At 64.2% G+C, this 16040-nt stretch carries 18 protein-coding genes; 12 read left to right on the forward strand and 6 right to left on the reverse strand.

Going from position 1 to position 16040, the window contains the following annotated elements; all coding sequences use genetic code 11:
- Positions 1 to 194 precede the first annotated feature (194 nt).
- The 3 genes from K329_RS30170 to K329_RS30705 all read left to right on the forward strand — a co-directional run bounded on the left by K329_RS30170 (position 195) and on the right by K329_RS30705 (position 4201).
- Positions 195 to 623: a hypothetical protein gene (locus K329_RS30170; protein WP_084540975.1), complete on the forward strand. Its 429-nt coding sequence runs from the start codon at positions 195 to 197 to the stop codon at positions 621 to 623.
- 1269 nt (positions 624 to 1892) lie between these two features.
- Entirely contained in the window at positions 1893 to 2774 is an 882-nt protein-coding gene (locus K329_RS30175) for a pentapeptide repeat-containing protein (RefSeq protein ID WP_169721565.1), read from the forward strand.
- Between the two features lie 413 nt (positions 2775 to 3187).
- A complete protein-coding gene (locus tag K329_RS30705) occupies positions 3188 to 4201 on the forward strand; it encodes an AAA family ATPase (RefSeq protein WP_157571560.1) in 1014 nt (337 codons plus the stop codon).
- 177 nt (positions 4202 to 4378) lie between these two features.
- Here the strand turns inward: K329_RS30705 and K329_RS0104535 are convergent, their stop codons facing one another.
- From K329_RS0104535 to K329_RS0104545, 3 genes are read right to left on the reverse strand one after another with little or no spacing between them, the layout of a single operon-like run.
- Entirely contained in the window at positions 4379 to 4768 is a 390-nt protein-coding gene (locus tag K329_RS0104535; protein ID WP_157571561.1) for a hypothetical protein, read from the reverse strand.
- Positions 4769 to 4776: 8 nt separating this feature from the next.
- Positions 4777 to 6210: a WXG100 family type VII secretion target gene (locus tag K329_RS0104540; protein WP_028472130.1), complete on the reverse strand. Its 1434-nt coding sequence runs from the start codon at positions 6208 to 6210 to the stop codon at positions 4777 to 4779.
- Entirely contained in the window at positions 6207 to 6557 is a 351-nt protein-coding gene (locus K329_RS0104545; RefSeq protein ID WP_028472131.1) for a hypothetical protein, read from the reverse strand. Before K329_RS0104545 ends, K329_RS0104540 begins: the two co-directional genes overlap by 4 nt.
- Positions 6558 to 6741: 184 nt before the next feature.
- On the opposite strand from K329_RS0104545, the gene K329_RS0104550 reads away from it, so the two are divergent.
- The 4 genes from K329_RS0104550 to K329_RS0104570 all read left to right on the forward strand — a co-directional run bounded on the left by K329_RS0104550 (position 6742) and on the right by K329_RS0104570 (position 10537).
- On the forward strand, positions 6742 to 6981 hold the full coding sequence (locus K329_RS0104550; RefSeq protein ID WP_043642009.1) for a superinfection immunity protein: 240 nt from the start codon (positions 6742 to 6744) through the stop codon (positions 6979 to 6981).
- Positions 6982 to 6995: 14 nt separating this feature from the next.
- Complete coding sequence (locus tag K329_RS0104555; RefSeq protein WP_157571562.1) at positions 6996 to 7883, forward strand: hypothetical protein; 888 nt, start codon at positions 6996 to 6998, stop codon at positions 7881 to 7883.
- Positions 7884 to 9656: 1773 nt separating this feature from the next.
- Positions 9657 to 10100, forward strand: coding sequence for a hypothetical protein (locus K329_RS0104565; protein WP_028472135.1), 444 nt, complete (start codon positions 9657 to 9659; stop codon positions 10098 to 10100).
- Positions 10097 to 10537 carry a hypothetical protein gene (locus K329_RS0104570; RefSeq protein ID WP_028472136.1) on the forward strand — a complete coding sequence of 147 codons (441 nt, stop codon included), beginning with the start codon at positions 10097 to 10099 and terminating at the stop codon, positions 10535 to 10537. Before K329_RS0104565 ends, K329_RS0104570 begins: the two co-directional genes overlap by 4 nt.
- A 223-nt stretch (positions 10538 to 10760) precedes the next feature.
- Here the strand turns inward: K329_RS0104570 and K329_RS24570 are convergent, their stop codons facing one another.
- Positions 10761 to 12200: a recombinase family protein gene (locus tag K329_RS24570; RefSeq protein ID WP_052336343.1), complete on the reverse strand. Its 1440-nt coding sequence runs from the start codon at positions 12198 to 12200 to the stop codon at positions 10761 to 10763.
- 77 nt (positions 12201 to 12277) lie between these two features.
- Between K329_RS24570 and K329_RS0104580 the strand changes: the two genes are divergently transcribed.
- Positions 12278 to 12535, forward strand: coding sequence for a hypothetical protein (locus tag K329_RS0104580; RefSeq protein WP_028472137.1), 258 nt, complete (start codon positions 12278 to 12280; stop codon positions 12533 to 12535).
- Here the strand turns inward: K329_RS0104580 and K329_RS0104585 are convergent.
- The gene (locus K329_RS0104585) at positions 12532 to 13047 is read right to left on the reverse strand and encodes a DUF6264 family protein (RefSeq protein WP_028472138.1); all 516 of its coding nucleotides are present in this window, start codon (positions 13045 to 13047) and stop codon (positions 12532 to 12534) included. The genes K329_RS0104580 and K329_RS0104585 overlap by 4 nt on opposite strands.
- Positions 13048 to 13121: 74 nt before the next feature.
- On the opposite strand from K329_RS0104585, the gene K329_RS24575 reads away from it, so the two are divergent.
- Entirely contained in the window at positions 13122 to 13430 is a 309-nt protein-coding gene (locus K329_RS24575; RefSeq protein ID WP_052336344.1) for a DUF2087 domain-containing protein, read from the forward strand.
- Positions 13431 to 13444: 14 nt separating this feature from the next.
- Here K329_RS24575 and K329_RS0104595 read toward each other — a convergent pair whose 3' ends face one another.
- Positions 13445 to 14008 (reverse strand): TetR family transcriptional regulator, encoded by a 564-nt coding sequence (locus tag K329_RS0104595; protein WP_028472139.1) that lies wholly within the window; start codon positions 14006 to 14008, stop codon positions 13445 to 13447.
- Between the two features lie 111 nt (positions 14009 to 14119).
- Here K329_RS0104595 and K329_RS24580 point away from each other — a divergent pair, with 111 nt between their 5' ends.
- The 3 genes from K329_RS24580 to K329_RS0104610 are packed head-to-tail and all read left to right on the forward strand — an operon-like array spanning position 14120 to position 16038.
- Complete coding sequence (locus K329_RS24580; RefSeq protein WP_043642013.1) at positions 14120 to 14734, forward strand: biotin transporter BioY; 615 nt, start codon at positions 14120 to 14122, stop codon at positions 14732 to 14734.
- 6 nt (positions 14735 to 14740) lie between these two features.
- Positions 14741 to 15430: an energy-coupling factor ABC transporter ATP-binding protein gene (locus K329_RS0104605; protein ID WP_028472140.1), complete on the forward strand. Its 690-nt coding sequence runs from the start codon at positions 14741 to 14743 to the stop codon at positions 15428 to 15430.
- Complete coding sequence (locus K329_RS0104610; protein ID WP_028472141.1) at positions 15427 to 16038, forward strand: energy-coupling factor transporter transmembrane component T family protein; 612 nt, start codon at positions 15427 to 15429, stop codon at positions 16036 to 16038. Before K329_RS0104605 ends, K329_RS0104610 begins: the two co-directional genes overlap by 4 nt.
- Positions 16039 to 16040: the final 2 nt, after the last annotated feature.

Genomic DNA, 16040 nt, shown 5'->3' on the forward strand with positions numbered 1-16040 from the left:
AGTGATCCTGAAGAATTCGGCAGGCGTGCGCCCGCACATGTCGCAGGATCGGGTCACTACTCGGCGCGAGACCAACTTGGAGCCTCCTTCGTGACGGACGGTGGGACCGACCGCCCATGGTGCAATACTCTAGACATAGGTCGGCAGGCGGGCGTCACCTCGACGCACCGCAGACATCTCGGAGGACGGGTGTCGTGGGAAAAATTCAAGATGAGACCGAAGTTCGTCGGTGGTTTGAGCAGGGCAAGACCTACCGCTGGATGACGGAAGAATATGCGCGTCGATACAATATCCAGATCTCACCATCCGCGTTCTCGAACCTTCGGATCAAGCGAGGGTGGGAGCCCCGATATGTCTGGGAAGGCGAACTGATTCCTTGGGACGTTGCCACCAAGCACTCACGGGCTCACGCTAACAACATGCTTCGAGCAGAGCGGAGACGCAGGGCCGGGCACGAACTGACCACCATCGTGCAGGCGCAACTGGACACGTGGAAACGAGGCCTAGCCGACGTCGACGGAGTTGTTCACTACGACCCTGAGACCGAGCAGGGCTTCTTCATAGTGGCACGCCGTGAGGGCATTGATGCCGACCTGGTCAGAGATCCCAAACATCGCGATTGATTCAACCTCTTATCGCCCACCAAAATCTCAGTTCCCTGGGTCGCGTCCCCTAAGTGCTTCGACTTCAGCCTCCAGTTGCCGAACCCGAGTTTCGAGCTGAGAGCGTGTTGGCCGGGAGGCGGCGCCGGACGGTTTGGGCGATTTGACCTCGACCGGCCCGAGGGGCAGCGCGTCGACGACGGTAGCCGGATAGAGGCCGCACTCGTCGCAAGTCGTGCCACCACCGAACGCATCGGAGGCTGACCTGTACGTCTTGTGAGAACGCCGCTCCGTGACGTGCCCGCAGAAGAGCCGGAGCTTCCAGCGAACCAGGTCGTGGTCCGGCGTCGGCTTGGTTCGCTCTCGTTGGAGCGATTCTAAGACGTCCGGGGATAGAGGCGGCATCGGGCAACATTTCACGCAATGCAGAGTGAGTGAACTTGCCATGTGGAACGTCGCCGTTTTGCAACTTTGGTGCAAGGAATCGAAACGCGCTCTCTCACCTTCCCACACTCGAAGTTCGTTGAGTGTCATGTGCATAGTTCCCTTGAACTCCCAAGGTTCGGGATCCTGATAGGGCAGCAGGCATCCTGGGCAAGGAGCGCCGTCGCGATAGGACTGCCAAGAAAGGGGCGGCTCCGTACATCGAACCGATGCGGTTATGCGCTCCGACTCTCTCTGTCTCGCGACCGCTACTTTTGTGAGAGTAAAGGGCGCATCCCAGTTGCCTATGCCACGGTACGTCGTTTCACTCGTCATGCCCTGCATGCTAGACGATCAATCGGACCGGCCGACGTAGTTCGAAGTGCCGCAACAGCGCAACGCAGACAATGGACAGGTCGGGATTGAATACAGCGCCCAGTTCGGTAGCAGCCAGGACCACTTGCCGCACGTTCACTTCCTTCAGACCCCGGAACTCTGGCTCGGCCTGTTCAGAATAGTCCAGCTTCTTTCCCTTCTCGAAGAAGTCAGGTCTCGGTATGCCATGGACTCGGGGAGGCATAGAGTTCCGGGGTGACTAGACTGAAAGGAGAGCGGTCGCTCTCCACAGATGTGGTACTTGCGATGGCTGGCGGCGTGGTACTCGTTGGGTTGGCGATATACGCGACCGGCGTGATCTCCACGGGCGCAGCTCGTCCGTGGCTTAGCAAGGATCCTGTCCACTGGGGCGATGCGTCGCGAGTAGCTGTGCCAGCCGCTGCCTTGGTCGTGGGGCTCGTGGCAGCTGTGGTCGCTGGGCACGGACAGGCCACTCGCACGAGGGAACTGGCGGCCAGCCGTGACGCGAACGTGACCGATCGATACACCAAGGCCGTCGAGCAGTTGGCCGCCGAGAGTGAAACTATCCGTCTTGGCGGAATCTATGCCCTCGAACGTATCTACGCCGACTCTCCTCGTGACCGGGATACTATTGGCAATCTCCTGATGACCTTCGTGTCAGCCGCCAACCGAAACCACGCATTGAAATCTCGTTGGCGGGTGCGGTTCTGGCCCTCGGGTCTTTTGAGGTCCGGAAGACGACGAGTCCGGACGGCGGCGCGGTCGCTTACTCGTCTCCGGTTCTCTCAAACAGAGGCGCCAACTTATGAACTGCCAGCGAAGCGGGCTCCAGCCGACGTGGCTGGAGCCATGCAGGTACTTGGTCGCCTGTCCCCAAAGCCGCAAACTTCGATCAGTTTCGCTGGGCACAGCGTCGGAGAAGTAGAGATCTCGGGCGCTGATTTCCGGGGTGTCGAGTTTTGGTCAGCAGATTTTAGTCACTCGACGTTCTCGGGCGTCGATTTTCGAAGGGCCAAGTTCAACTTTTCCGACTTGAAGTTTGCTAAGTTTGTTGGTTGTGACCTGCGGGGCGTCACCTTCGAGTTGGCGGACCTGCGCAGCGCAACATTCATGCAGTGCGAAATGGCAGGATCGGACTTTTGGGCGGCAAACTTGACTTCAGCCGCACTTCCGATGGTGGACCTGACGGACGTCAACCTGTCTGGCGCGGTCATGAGGAAGACTGGCGTTGATCCTGAACAAATGCTCACCGCCAACTGGGCCACGGAGCCATACGTTGAAGAGGACTATCTTCTAGAGGCCGTGGCAGAACGGACTGCACAGCTCAATGCAGTCGCGGACTACCCGGTTAGTCCATTCGATAACGGACCCAATCGCTGGCTGGATCGGTAAGTTCGGCAGCGACACTACGCCACCGTGCAGGTGACTGCATGGCAATTCTTGATCACGCGCATCTCGAAACCCGTCTGACTAAATCCACAATGCCATCGCCCGCTTAGATGAATCAAGTGAGATAGGTGTGCAGAGGAACGGCGATGCATCGTCACAGCCGCGACGGTCACACGGACTGCGGTGCTGCTCCTTGGCAGTCAGGAGCGAAGGTAGCGGTGTCACGAGGAGGCGGGGGAGCGCGCGGCGCCGGAGTCCTTGCCCAGTTCAACGATCGCCACTAGGGCCTCCTGGCGGCGTGGAGCGTGTTCCCTGTGTGGCTCTACCGAGAGAGAACGGGAACGGTCATGGGCCATTGCGGCTAGGGGTCGAGGGAAAAGGGCGCGTTGCCGTCACCGTCGGACTACGGTGCCACTGTGACTGCTCACCATGAAGAAGCGCCTGAGACCTACACGGAACTAGAAAAGTTCCGACAAGCCGTGGACACCGTGCTCGAAGAGCGCTCGGTTTCTCCGACAGTGCGTTTGTTGCTCAATGTTCACCACTTTGCTTGGAAGCACCTACTCGACCCTGCCAATGAATCTCAGCCTTTGGCGGGCGTCCTGCTCGATTATGCAAGGAACAATGTGTTCGCGTTTGGGATCGATGAGTTTCCGACTGAGGACGAACATGCGTGGGCCTCAGACGTGCAGATCCTGCACTGGCTGGAGGATCGGACAAGCAACGTGCTGAATCTCGCTCGGCACTGGCTTGATTTTCCCACCAGTCACAAGCCGGGCGAGGCTGAGCGGAGAAATCTTGCGTTTGAGAGGACGCACGTAGCCAGATTCGATGACCTGCACCGACACATCCACGACGTTCGGCTCTTAACCGAGTTAGAGCGGCGTGGCGCGTCGACCTTAGAGGCGGCACAGACAGTAGCGCTCAGGGTCGAACAGGACCGCGTCGCGCTAGAGCAACTGAAGCAAGAGATCAGGGAACTAACGAGTCGCAAAGCCCAAGCCGAACTGTCCGGTCACTTCGAGAAGTTGGCACGAGAACAGGGAGTCGCAAGCTGGTTGTTCCGCGCTGGCGCGTCTGTCCTCGCGATTACTGCCGGGGTTGTCGGCGTGAGACTGGGTCCAGGCACCACCGGTTGGGGTGACGCCCTTGCGCACGCTGCGATTGTTCTGGCTATCGGAGGGCTGTCGGCGTACGTGGCTCGACTCGGTTCCTCCCACCGACTCACAGCGGACTGGGCCCGTTCCATCAAGGTTCAAATGGACTCGTTCGAAGACTTCATTGCCACCATTGACGACTCCGCCACTCGTCAGCGAATTCACGAGGAGTTCGCGCGGCGCGTCCTAGGGGCTCCACCCACTGGATCAGGTGACGAGACGCCTCTTCCGATGGGACAACTGATCGAACTCGTGGCGGCGGCGCGACGTTGAAGCACCGGGTGCGCGTCTGTTCCAGTCAGCCGGACCGGACAAGAACGCCAAACTATCCCTCGACCAAGACCCGTCAGTCTTGCCGCCTAGAGGCCCCTCAGGCTCGCTACGAGCGGCGCTGAGATGGCTGCGGGGCGGAATCCAGAGGACCGGCGGTACTGGCGCACCCAGCGCCGCCTAGAACGGAGGCGTGGCTGACCAGTCGGGGGTGACGATCGCAGCCTCTGCATCCTCGGGCGTCATGCCGGGACGGATAGGGATGACGTAGGTCGCTCCGTCGTCCATGAGGAACAGGTCTGGGACACTCTCGCTCCACTCACTCGCCCAAGCCGCCAGCTCGGACCTGAAGTCTTCCTCGTCGCAGGCGACCGACAGGCCATTTGACGAGTGCCGGATCCGTCCATGCGTCTCGTCGGCAGCGAAGACATCGACTGCAACGTCGGTCGTCTCTTCCATCGCCGTGCCCACGTATGAAATGAACTGCGCGTCGGGCCATCGAGCGAGGACGAGTTCGCGAAACGCTCGCGAGTCGCTGACCGGCAGTGCGTTCCCGCTGAGCGCAGTCACGATCACACTCATGGCATGACCACCACTTCCCAGTCAGCTCGGTCACCAATTGCCTCGGTAGCAAACTGACGCACACGCTCTGCGGCAAGCTCGCTCGTAGTTGGGATCCGAATCCTATCTACCGGGTTGCCCGCATCGGCCGCCACATCGCCGTATCGGCGCAACTGGTCCCGTAGGTCTCGGTCGGCCTGTTCCTGCACGTGGGGTACTGGCATCGTCCCCTCATGGACTGAAGTGGCGTTGCCAGGGTTGTTCACGTACTTCATCTCCAAGGCGACCACACCGTCAGCGTCGATGCCGAGCCCGTCGGCTTGCACTGTCGAGGTGCCGTCTGAGTTAGAGATCAAGACACCCTGCGTGCCACCGCCACGGCGCTCGTAGGCGATAGAAGCCTCGGTCCCCATGTCGGCCACGCCGCGGCTTGGGTGGTTCTCCATGAAGTACACCCACCGCTGTGTCGCCTCGGCTGACCAGTGAGTCGGCGGCGGGATCGCGTCAGCGTGCATTCCGATCGTGTAGACGGCAGCGTGCGACAACGCGCCTGGTTCACGCATCGAGATCCCGGCGAGCCCGGCAAAGTTGCGAGCAGCTAGGCCGGTCTCCGCGAGTTGAGTTGCAAGCTGAGGAGTACCAAAGCGGGTTCGTCGCCACGGAAGGCTGGCAAGTAACGGAGCGCGAGTGGTCCCAACGCCGGGATTCCAGAAGCCGACGAGGATGGAGGCGAAGAGGTAGTTCTCGTCTTGCTCGACGCCGAAGTGAGCCTCCAAGCGATCGAGGTCGTTGTTCGGACGGAAAACGTCGGGATTGCCACCCATCAACATGGCGGTGTCACCTACGGCTCGCAGCGCTCCTGCGGCGAAGCTCAGCAGGTCGCCGCTGTCGCCCCCGATGTCGGGGCGCTGAGCGATCACGTGAGTCTCCCCCAGCGTCATGAACCGGGCCGAGGTGAGCGCTGTGCTCGTAGTGGTCGCTGCGCGGGCAACTTCGTGTCGTGCCGTAGCCAGACGCTCCACGGCGTGGTCCATCTCCGGCGTTGAACTGCCGGGGGCGACGTAGTCGGGTGCATAGGGAGTCGGGACGCTGAGCTGCTGCGGCATCGCCGCCTTCGCCACTCGGTAGAGGGCCCACGCGTTGCTGGCAACCGCCTTGGCAGCCGCCAGCGTGGCGGCGTAGTCAGACAGTGCGATGCTGGCCTCTTGAAAGCGAAGTGCAGCGTCTCTGAACCGGTCGGGCTGGAAGTCGAACAGGTTGCGAAACGCCTGCGCTGCCTCCCCCTCCCAGTCCACCTCGATGTATTCGAGGGCCTGGCGAATGTCGAGAAGCTGCTCAGCCATCCGGTCGGCTTCAGCCGCGGCCTGTTCGATTACCTCGGGCTGCCCGACCACCAGCTCCTCCGGCGTCAGCCCAGCGTCGAGATCAGCCCGCGACGACTCCGGGGTCACAACGCGAAGTCCTCACCCGTCTCCGCGTAGCGCAGTCCCGCAGCCACGTCGAGATCCACGCCTAGGAAGTCTTCTACGCACGCTTCTAGCGCGTCAGCGATCCCTAGTTGATCGCCCGACAGGGTGCGCAGTCCCCCGTCCCACGAGTCGGTGAAGGTCGTGAGCGACTGCGCCACAACGGGCCAGCCCGTCACGCTCTCATCGAGCTGGAACATGGTGAGCGCATTCGTATCGAGCGCGTCGATGATGCGCCGGATGCCGCCAGCAGCCGTGATGAGGCTGTCCGTTTCGAAGCCCAGGCGGTCGCCGCCAGTCCCTGGCCCGCCGCCATCATGCAAGTACGCCATCTTGTGAACCCCCGAGAATGAGTCACCTGACGTCTAGAGCATAGCCAGACGAGCCGCTGCACGGGAGGGCTGGAAACCATCCCTGGTCTGGTCAGCTTTGGTGAAAGTTTGAGCATTCACAGTGCAGGCGCACCCCGGAGAGCCCACGATCTAGGCCACCCATACGGCCGAGACAGGAACTCCCATGCAGCAGCACTTCGTTACCGACCGCCAGAGCCGCCCCATCAGCGTCACCATCAGCATCGTCCTCGCGATCATTACCCTCGGCTACATGCTGCCGTGGATGATCGCGAGCATGCGGGGCAAGTCGAACGCTGGCGGCGTCTTCTTCGTCAACCTTCTGGTGGGCTGGACGATCATCGGCTGGATCGCGGCGCTGGTCATGGCGTGCACCTCACACCAGGTTGTCGGCTTCCGTCGCTGACGGTGAGCAGATCAATGAAGCGAACTGCCCACCTATCCCTCGTAGCGGCGCTCTCGCTGCTCGTGGCCGGATGCTCCGACAGCAACGCTGCTGACGAGAGCGCCGATGCCCCGCCGCCCGAGCGAGCTGAAGCTGTGGCGTGGATCGAAGACTTCGAGGATCAGGGCGCGGAGGCCATCCAGGCACGTGAGGAGGCGACCGAAGAAGCCGAGCGGCAGGAAGAGGCCGCCGAGACCTGCGAAACCAAGTCAGCTCCGCTGGTAGGCGCGCTTCAGCAACTGAACTCGCGACTTGGTGTTGGTATGAACCTTCTCGACTACACGACGTATCTCGGTGACGTTCAGGTTGAGTACGACGTGTACTTCGCCGACGAGTCAACGTTCGCAGACGACCCCCAAGGGGCTCTCGATTGCACGCTGACAGCGGTGGGACTCGAACTCGCTCTCAACAGCTACGTCGAGGCTCACCAGATCTGGAACAACTGCATCGACGCCTACGGGTGCTCGATCGATGACGCCGACACAGACACGGAGATACAAGCCGCCTGGAGCCAGGCGGGGACCGCGCTTGCCTCGTCCGTAACCAGCATCGCAGATCTGGAGCCCGAGCCAATCGCACCCAGCCAGATCCGTCGCAGTTGTGACGAGTTGGGCGATTCGATCCCCTCCGCCCCTGAGAGCGCTTCGGGGTACCAGGCTGAGTGGGACAGCTACGCACGCAGCGTGTTCACCGCCGTGGGCTTGCCCTCCGCTCGACCCTTCGTGACGCCGTACGCCGTCGCGGCTATGCGGGTCGCCGTGGCCGACGAAGACTCACTGGCAGACGTGCTCGACGAGTTCGAGACCGAGGTTGAGCATCTTTCGTCGGCATGTGAGCAGCTAGGCGAGGACGACTTCGACTGAGAACGGGGCCATCACTGCTACTCGACACCACCCTGTCCCCCGACCCTGGTGCCACAGTCCCGCTCAGCTCGTTCGTACCGAAGGAAATTTCGAAGGGTCTGCTGCCGTTCGGACTGACGCTCAAAGCGGAGCCTGCGCCAGCACGATGCCCCCAACGTGTGCATGGTCATCGAGGTCATCTAGTACCGGGACGCGGAGTGCCTCCACACCCGTAAAGGCAGTCCGTCGGCTTCGCGGGCAAGACTTGGTCAACCAGATGAAGATGCACCCGAGCAATTTGGGTAACAATCTGGTAACGCAGGGCTCCACGGAGAGGAAAGCCGCTGACCTGCGCAAAGACTGACACGGACGCACATAGACGCACATGAACGCCTCTCAACGCATGTCGAAGATGGTCGAAGAGGAGTTAAGAGGCAACAAGAGGCGGCGAGTTATCCACAGGTTTCCTGCCTGGTGTTGCCTAACTCTGTCGGTTGTGCACAGGCGGTGTGGACGACGGGCGTGCCTGCGTCGGTGGAGTGTGCTCTCCTTGAGCCGTCGGTAGGCGTTACACGGATGTAGTTCCTTGGCCTGTTCGCAGGACACGGTGGTTTGAGCCGGACGCCAACTGACGCGAGGCCGGTCGTCTCTCCGAAACGGAGAAACGGCCCCGGGTGCAACCGGAGCCGTCTCGTTGTCCATGCCAGCGTAGGTACAGACGGGAGCCATGATGCACGAGGAACAGCCCACGAGGAACCCGCACGAGCGTCAGCGGACGGTACTGACGGCAGTCAGCGCCCTAGCTAACGTGCTGCGGCTGGTGTTAGAGGTCATCCGACTCGACCGATGAGGCCGGGGAGGGCCGGTGACTACCTGATCACCGGCCCTCCGTCCTTGTCGAAACCCAAGCGCAGATAGATGTGCTGCGGCTAGCGTCAAGTGCATGGCGAAAAAAGGCAGGGCGAGATACCAACCCCCCGCATGGACGGTACCGTCGACTCCGCAATTGTTCATCGGGTTGGTTGGGAGCGCCATCTTTGTGGCTATGGGTGTAGTCATCGTGATTGGCGAAACGGGAACCGGCAGATTGGCCGGGTATTTTGTCATTCTATTTTTCGGGCTCTGCGTCATCTCGGCAGCCGTGAATCTCTACCTGCGATTTAGGTCGAAGTAGAGGTTCCGTTATTGATGGCGTATTGGAGCCGGGGGGGTATTTGCCACTGGCCGCGTGGCCTGGTGTCCCACTCCCATGGGGACTACTCCCCACCCCAATAGATTTTACGTTTGCGTTTCACGAACATTGGGCATAGGGCGAAAATGGTCAGTGGCGCGAAGATCAAGTCGACGAGACGAAATCAGTACTTCCTTTTAGCAAATTTTTGCAACGCAGGTTCTGGTGAACGGATTCAATTCCACTTACTCCACGCTTGACCGTGTGGCCGCTCTAGTCTTTTGGACCTGCTTGGCGCTCTACAGCTGCTATCTGCTTTTTACGACCGGTGGACAGGTCAGGTTGCGCAAGCAGGCTGAGTTCAGTCTGCCCAAGACCGGTCGCGGGTTGACTCTGTACTGGGGGGCGTTCGTCTTAATGTTTGTCACCATGGGAATTCTGCTTCTGGCGTACGACATTCCGTATTGGTCTCTGTGGCTTATTGCAGTACCTATTATTGGTGCCGCGCTTACCGTTGCCACTAAAGCCATCATCAAAATGGATGCTAGGTGGTTAAGCGAGAAGTCTTATTCTCGGCACCCCACCCACCGACTGCCCTAACCTAATAGGAAGTGAGCCCACCCGTGGACAACGAGAAGCGCGTCAAACTGCTGAACGCAATCTTCGTGCTTGGTCTGGTCATGTCGGGGTTCTGGGCAATTGTCTCGCTATTCCTTGACTATTCGACACCTGACTTAGTTGCCGTCGAGATTTTCTTTGTTGGCATTTTCTGCCTGTCCGCGTACCTTCTTTTCACCCCTCACGGGCGGGCCAGTACCCGAGAGAGACGGCCAAGGAAGTGGATAGACCGACGAACCACAATCCTGTACTACACGGTGGCCCTGATTATGTTCGCGACCCTGATTGCCGCCAACATCGTTCTTAAAGTTGACCTGTGGGCCTGGTTCCTGATTGTGGTTGCCGCTGGGTCGATCTTCGCTGCAATCTTTAAACTGGTCATCATGACGGACTCGTCAAACAGGAAGAGCAAGTCCGTTGGCAATGGGATGACTAGCGAGCAGTCGTGAGAGCACCCCGCCCGCTCCGCAAATTCATCCCTGAACTTGCTTACCTCGTTCTCTACGTGGTGTTCTTCGTGTGGGGATTCTGGGTCGAGGTATCCCAGGTCGAGCGGGTTGTCGGACAGTTGCTCTCACTATCGGTCATCTTGCTTCTAGGCTTCCTAGTTTTCACGCCAGAGGGGCAGAAGTGGACTCTGCGGCCCAATCGGACTACCGATTTCAGTGACCCCGCTGAACAGTGGCGAGTGTTCTTTCAGATCGTTGCGACTATGGCGGCTTTGATTACGTTGCAGGAACTTGAACTGGCACGCTGGACAATTTTTACAATTGCACTGCCCGTCTTTCTCGCCGCGTTCTCCGGTGTCATGATCGTGCTTCGACCTTGGTTCCGGAAGCGACGAGTTGCGAGGGACAGCGCCCGCGACGAAGTGCCGCGTGATTGATGACGCATCTAGGGTCGGTCACCCGGCGAGCGGGCTGCGACGGGCGTCGTCATCAATCCTTTCGGCGGCGTGAGGGGCACCGAGGGCTGATAGCCGGGCCCTGAGAGGCAGAGCTTCGTCTCCAGAGAGGCTCTCAGACGTCCCCTCAGCCGTTCGAGGAAGGCAGCCAGTGCGGTTCTGGGCCTCTTGAGTACCAGCACCCCAGAACTCGCCAGAGGGCCCGCTAGCGCATCTCTCGGAACGTGATCCGCAGGTGGTCGCCGTACTGGCGAACCTTCCGACCCTTGCCGATCGGGTGGAGCGTGATCTCTTCGCACATGCGCTCGACCACTCCCCGCACTCGGTCAACATCGAAGTAAGCCACTGTCGGGTCCGGCTTGCCGGAGGGCAGTAGCACCTCCTCAACGTCACCCGCGTAGAAGTCGGCAAGGGCTTCTAGGTCCCCGGAGATGTCGGAGCCGTAGATCGCGTTAACGGCCTCACGTAGCTCTGCCGCCACGGCCGTGGCCTCTTGCCCCACCCGCTCAACACCAGCGGTGAAGGTGGCTCGGTCGATCGTCCCGTCCGCGAACATCTCCGCCAGTTCTGCCTTGCGGTGCTGGAGGGCTGCTTCCCGCGCCTGGAGCGCGGGCACGTCATGCGCCGCGTCATCCTTCGCCTCGGAGACCATTCCCACCCATTGCTCCGAACGCTTGGTCAGTTCCAGCATCACCCGCCCGTCCACCCAGGTCGTCGGGTGGCTGACGCAATGCTTGCCGCCGCACTGGTAGACCTTGTAGGCCCCCTCCTCGCCCCGCGTTCCACGCCAAGCGGCTCGGATGGGACCGCCGCACTTGCCGCAGGTCGCAAGGCCGGTGAGCAGGTTCTCGCGCCGTCCCTTGCCGCCGCGTCCACCGTTGCGGAAGCGCTTGGGTTCGTTGAGCAGGTGGACGACAGCGCGGAACTCCTCCTCGGTCACGATCGGGGACCAACTGGCAGGGCCGATCTCCTCGCCCCGGTAGACGCGGATACCCGCGTTCCTCGCGTTGAGCAGCACGGAGCGGAACGTCGGAGCGGTCCAAGCTCGCCCCTTGTTGGTGGCGTGCCCAGCGGCGTTCAGGTCACGGACTACGCGGGCCAGGGAGAAGCCCCGCAAGAGGCCCCTGTACGCCTCTCTGAGCGCCGCAGCCTCGTCTTCGCGGTGACCGCCGCCCATCTCGAACCCGAACGGTCTGGTGGGCCACCACGGCTTCCCCGCCACGGCGCGCTGGCGGGCCGCGAGCTTCTGGCGCTCCGCCTTCTGCTCGCCCTCGTACTGGGCCCACGCCGTGACGGTCTTGGCGACTGCGCGACCAGCCGGGGTGGAGAGGTCGACGTGACCGGTCTGAACGGCGTAGACGTTGATGCCGAGGTCGATGACCCGCTCTAGTTCCTTCGACAGGCGCACCAGTCGGTCGGTGTGCCAGACCAGGATCGCCTCAGGCTCGGAGGCCAGTAGGCGCTCAAACGCCGGACGTCGAACGCCCGTAGTGGCGCTCAGGTCGTTGTCGATGTGGACACTGTGGACCCGCCAGCCGTGCGCCTCTGCGTGCCTGCGGCATGCTTCTTCTTGGCGGGCGACACCGAGAGAGGTGCCGTGCTCGTCTTCTGAGAGCCGGACGTAGATGCTGACGTTGAGCGTCATCGCGAGAGCCTCCAAGCCTTTGCCTGCATGATGGTAGGTGCAGTGACCTCTACAAGCACGCCTTCCGGCTCACACCGATGATCTGCTCCGACCTCGTCGCCGACTGCTTCGAGCTCGCGCGCGACATCCGGCTCGTCGACATGCGGGCGGCGCCGTACGACCTGCGCGACCTCGGCGTCGAGCCGCTGCGCGTGGAGACACCCGAGGGCAAGGCGGCGTACGTCGCGGCGCAGCGCGGCTTCACCGAGCGCGGCGCGCCGCTGCGCGAGCGGCTGGTCGCGGAGTGCGAGCGGTTGCTGGTCGTGGCGGACGCCCCGGCGGGCGTCGGTTCCTAGGAAGCACCTCCGGCGGCGACCGCGGCCCCGGCGAGCCACACGGCGATCGACGCCACCGCGGCGACGAGCGGCACCCAGAACGCCAGCTTGCGTCGCACCATCAGCACGAGGGCGAGGACGGTCGCGAGCAGCAGGACGACCCACGGCCCACCCGACGCGAGGCCCACCCCGACCCCCACCCGGTCGTAGCAGGCGTCGTCGTCGTAGCAGCCGTCGGACGCCATGCCGAAGAAGAGACCGAAGAACGAGCCCAGCAGGGTGAAGGCGCCGAGCACGGTCAGCAGCACCAGGGTGACGACGACGTCGGCCACGTTCACCGGGGACGACTGGTGCACGGGCGGGCCCCCGTACGCACCTGCGCCGTACGGCGTGCCGCCGTGGGAAGCCCCCGGGTACGGCGACTGCTCGTAGGGGGTGCCGGCGTACGGGGTGCCGGCGTACGGGCCTGCGTCGTACGGGCTCTTGCCGTCGACGGGGTCGACGGGCGGCTGGGGAGGGGGCATGGGCGCCATGGGTCCACGGTCCCCTCCGCGGCACCGGCGGAAACGCGCGTGCGGGGGCGAGCAGCGCGTCGTACGGTCGGCGCATGTCCTCGAACGACCCCGGCGAGGTAGCGGCGGCGAACGCGCGCACGCTGCGCCAGTTCCTCGACGCCGACGGCCGCCTGCACACCATCCCGACCAAGCACGCGAAGCGCCTCGTCGTGCTCGACCACCTCGCGCAGGGCTTCGAGCTCGGTGTGGTCTACGCCGAGCTGGAGGTGAACGCGATCCTCCGCCGCTCCCACCCGGACGTGGCGGCGCTGCGGCGCTACCTCGTCGAGAACGGGTTCCTCACCCGGGAGGCGAACCAGTACTGGCGCTCCGGCGGCACGGTCGACCTCGACACCCTCTGAGCCGGGGCACGGGCTCAGGCGCCGACGCGCACCCGGAGGCCGTCGAGCACGATGCCGAGCCCGAGGGCGAAGTCCGACCCCTCGCGGGGCGGGTCGACGATGGCGCCGGCGCTCGTCGCCTGCAGGTGGGTCTGCTCGTCGGTGACGTGGCCGAACACGAAGTGCAGCAGGGTGCGGGCTCCGACCTCGACGAGGTCGTCGGGGGCGTCGGAGGCGCGCAGGGCCTCGCGCAGGGCGTCGTACGGCGCCCGCGCCCCGAGCCCGAACGAGTACGACGTCGCCACCAGCTCGGCCCCGTCGCGGTAGGCGAGCATCCCGTCACGCAGCCAGGCGCAGACCGCGACCACGCGGTCGTCCCACGGCGCGTCGGGCCCGGTCTCGAAACGCCGGCCGCGCACGAGGATCTCGTCGGCGACGGCCGCGAGCAGCGTCTGCTTGTTGGCGAAGTGGTGGTAGAGCGCGCTCGGCTGGACACCGAGCTCGGCGCCGAGGCGACGCATCGTCAGGTCGGCCAGGCCGAAGCGGTCGAGCACGTCGACGGCCCGGTCGACCAGGGCCTGGCGGTGGTACCGCCCCATCTCGTGCTCCTCCCACTCCTCGGACCTCGTTGACCAGGGTCCGGGCAGACCCTAACCTGAACGCCGTTCACCTGACCACCGTTCAGGTCACGATCCCAGGAGCATGATCCCTTGAGCAGCAGCACGCCCACGAAGACCCGGACCCGTCGCTCGACCGGCACCGACATCGCCCTCATCGCCGGGTTCGCGGCCCTGATCGCGATCAGCGCGATCCTCCCCGCGATCAAGCTGGCCGGCCCCGTGCCCATCACCCTCCAGACGTTCGCGGTCCTGCTGACCGGCGCCATCCTGGGCGCGCGCCGCGGTTTCCTCGCGGTGCTGCTGTACGTCGCCGCGGGCGCCGTGGGCCTGCCCGTCTTCTCGGGCGGCGCCTCCGGGTTCGGCGTGATCGTCGGACCGACGGGCGGCTACCTGCTCGGGTTCGCCCTCGCGGCCGGCCTGTGCGGGTTCATCGTCGAGCGGCTCCCCCGCCGGGCGTTCGCCGCGCCCGCGATCTTCGCGGCCGGCCTCTTCAGCAGCGCCGTCTTCATCCACACGCTCGGCATGGCGGGCCTCGTCCTCAACGCCGACCTGACCTGGAGCGCGGCGTTCGACGTCGACAAGGTCTTCTGGATCGGCGACGTCATCAAGAACATCGCGATGGCGGTCGTGGCCTACACGGTCCACCGCGCCTTCCCGGACCTCCTGCCGCGACGCCGCCCGCGCCGCGCCGCGCCCGCCGCCTGACACCCCTTGGGTCGCATCCAGCTCGAGGAGGTCACCGTCCACGCCGACACGGCCGACGGTGACCTCCTCGTGCTCGACACCACCACGGTCGACCTCACCGAACGCCGCATCGCCCTCGTCGGTCCGAACGGCTCCGGCAAATCCACGCTCGCCCGGCTCGTCAACGGGCTCGTCGAGCCGAGCGCCGGCCGGGTGCTCGTCGACGGTCTCGACGTGGTCGACGACGGACCCGCCGTGCGACGACGCGTCGGCTTCGTCTTCACGGACCCCTCCGCGCAGCTGGTGATGCCGACGGCGCTCGAGGACGTCGCGCTCTCCCTGCGCCGTACCCACCGCGACAAGACCGCGCGCCGCGCCGCGGCGCAGCTCGTGCTGGAGCGGTTCGGGCTGGGCGACCTGGGCGACCGCAGCGTGCACGCGCTCTCCGGCGGCCAGCGCCAGCTGCTCGCACTGGCCGGGGTGCTCGCCACCGACCCGGACGTGCTGGTCGCGGACGAGCCGACCACCCTGCTCGACCTGCGCAACGCGCGCCTCGTCGGCGACCTGCTGCTCGGCCTGGAGCAGCAGCTCGTCCTGGTGACCCACGACCTCGAGCTCGCCGCCCGCTGCGAACGGGCCCTGATGGTCGACGGGGGTCGCGTCGTGGCCGACGGCCCGGCCGCCGACGTCGTCGCCCACTACCGGGCGACGGCGTGACCACGCTGCCGCTCGGCGCCTACCGGCCCGGACGCACGTGGTTGCACCGCCTGCCGGCGGGCGCCAAGCTGCTCGCCCTCCTGGTGACCGCCGTCGTGGTCACGGTCGTGCGGGGACCGCTCAGCGCCGTCGGCTTCGTCGTCCTGGCGACCGCGCTCGTGGCGTGGTCGGGCGCACCGCTGCGGCGCACCCTGCGCTCGCTGCGCGGCTTCGCCCTGGTCGCGGTGGCGCTGACGGCGTACCAGGCGTGGACCCGCGGCTGGGCCCCGGCCGTCGAGACCGTGGGCGACCTGCTCGGGATGATCCTGCTCGCCACGGTGCTCACGACCACGACGGCCGTCGACGACCTGATCGACGTCATCACCTGGGCCCTCGGCCCGCTGCGCCGGCTCGGCGTCGACCCCGCGCGGGTGGGCCTGGCGTTCTCGCTGATGATCCGGGCGCTGCCCACGACCCTCGAGATCGCCCTGCAGACCCGGGACGCAGCGCGGGCCCGCGGACTCGGGAGGAGTCCACGGGCCCTGCTGGTGCCGATGGTGGTGCGGGTGGTCGCCAACGCCCGGGCGACCGGGGACGCGCTCCACGCCCGCGGCCTCGGCGACGACTGAGC

Source organism: Nocardioides alkalitolerans DSM 16699 (assembly GCF_000426525.1).
Lineage (GTDB): Bacteria > Actinomycetota > Actinomycetes > Propionibacteriales > Nocardioidaceae > Nocardioides > Nocardioides alkalitolerans.

Bases quoted from the DNA above. Each gene is read 5' to 3' on its own strand.
- K329_RS0104545 (WP_028472131.1), bottom strand. From the start codon at position 6,557: ATGGCGTACTTGCATGATGGCGGCGGGCCAGGGACTGGCGGCGACCGC.
- K329_RS0104550 (WP_043642009.1), top strand. From the start codon at position 6,742: ATGCAGCAGCACTTCGTTACCGACCGCCAGAGCCGCCCCATCAGCGTC.
- K329_RS0104555 (WP_157571562.1), top strand. From the start codon at position 6,996: ATGAAGCGAACTGCCCACCTATCCCTCGTAGCGGCGCTCTCGCTGCTC.
- K329_RS24570 (WP_052336343.1), bottom strand. From the start codon at position 12,200: ATGACGCTCAACGTCAGCATCTACGTCCGGCTCTCAGAAGACGAGCAC.
- K329_RS0104580 (WP_028472137.1), top strand. From the start codon at position 12,278: ATGATCTGCTCCGACCTCGTCGCCGACTGCTTCGAGCTCGCGCGCGAC.
- K329_RS0104585 (WP_028472138.1), bottom strand. From the start codon at position 13,047: ATGGCGCCCATGCCCCCTCCCCAGCCGCCCGTCGACCCCGTCGACGGC.
- K329_RS24575 (WP_052336344.1), top strand. From the start codon at position 13,122: ATGTCCTCGAACGACCCCGGCGAGGTAGCGGCGGCGAACGCGCGCACG.
- K329_RS0104595 (WP_028472139.1), bottom strand. From the start codon at position 14,008: ATGGGGCGGTACCACCGCCAGGCCCTGGTCGACCGGGCCGTCGACGTG.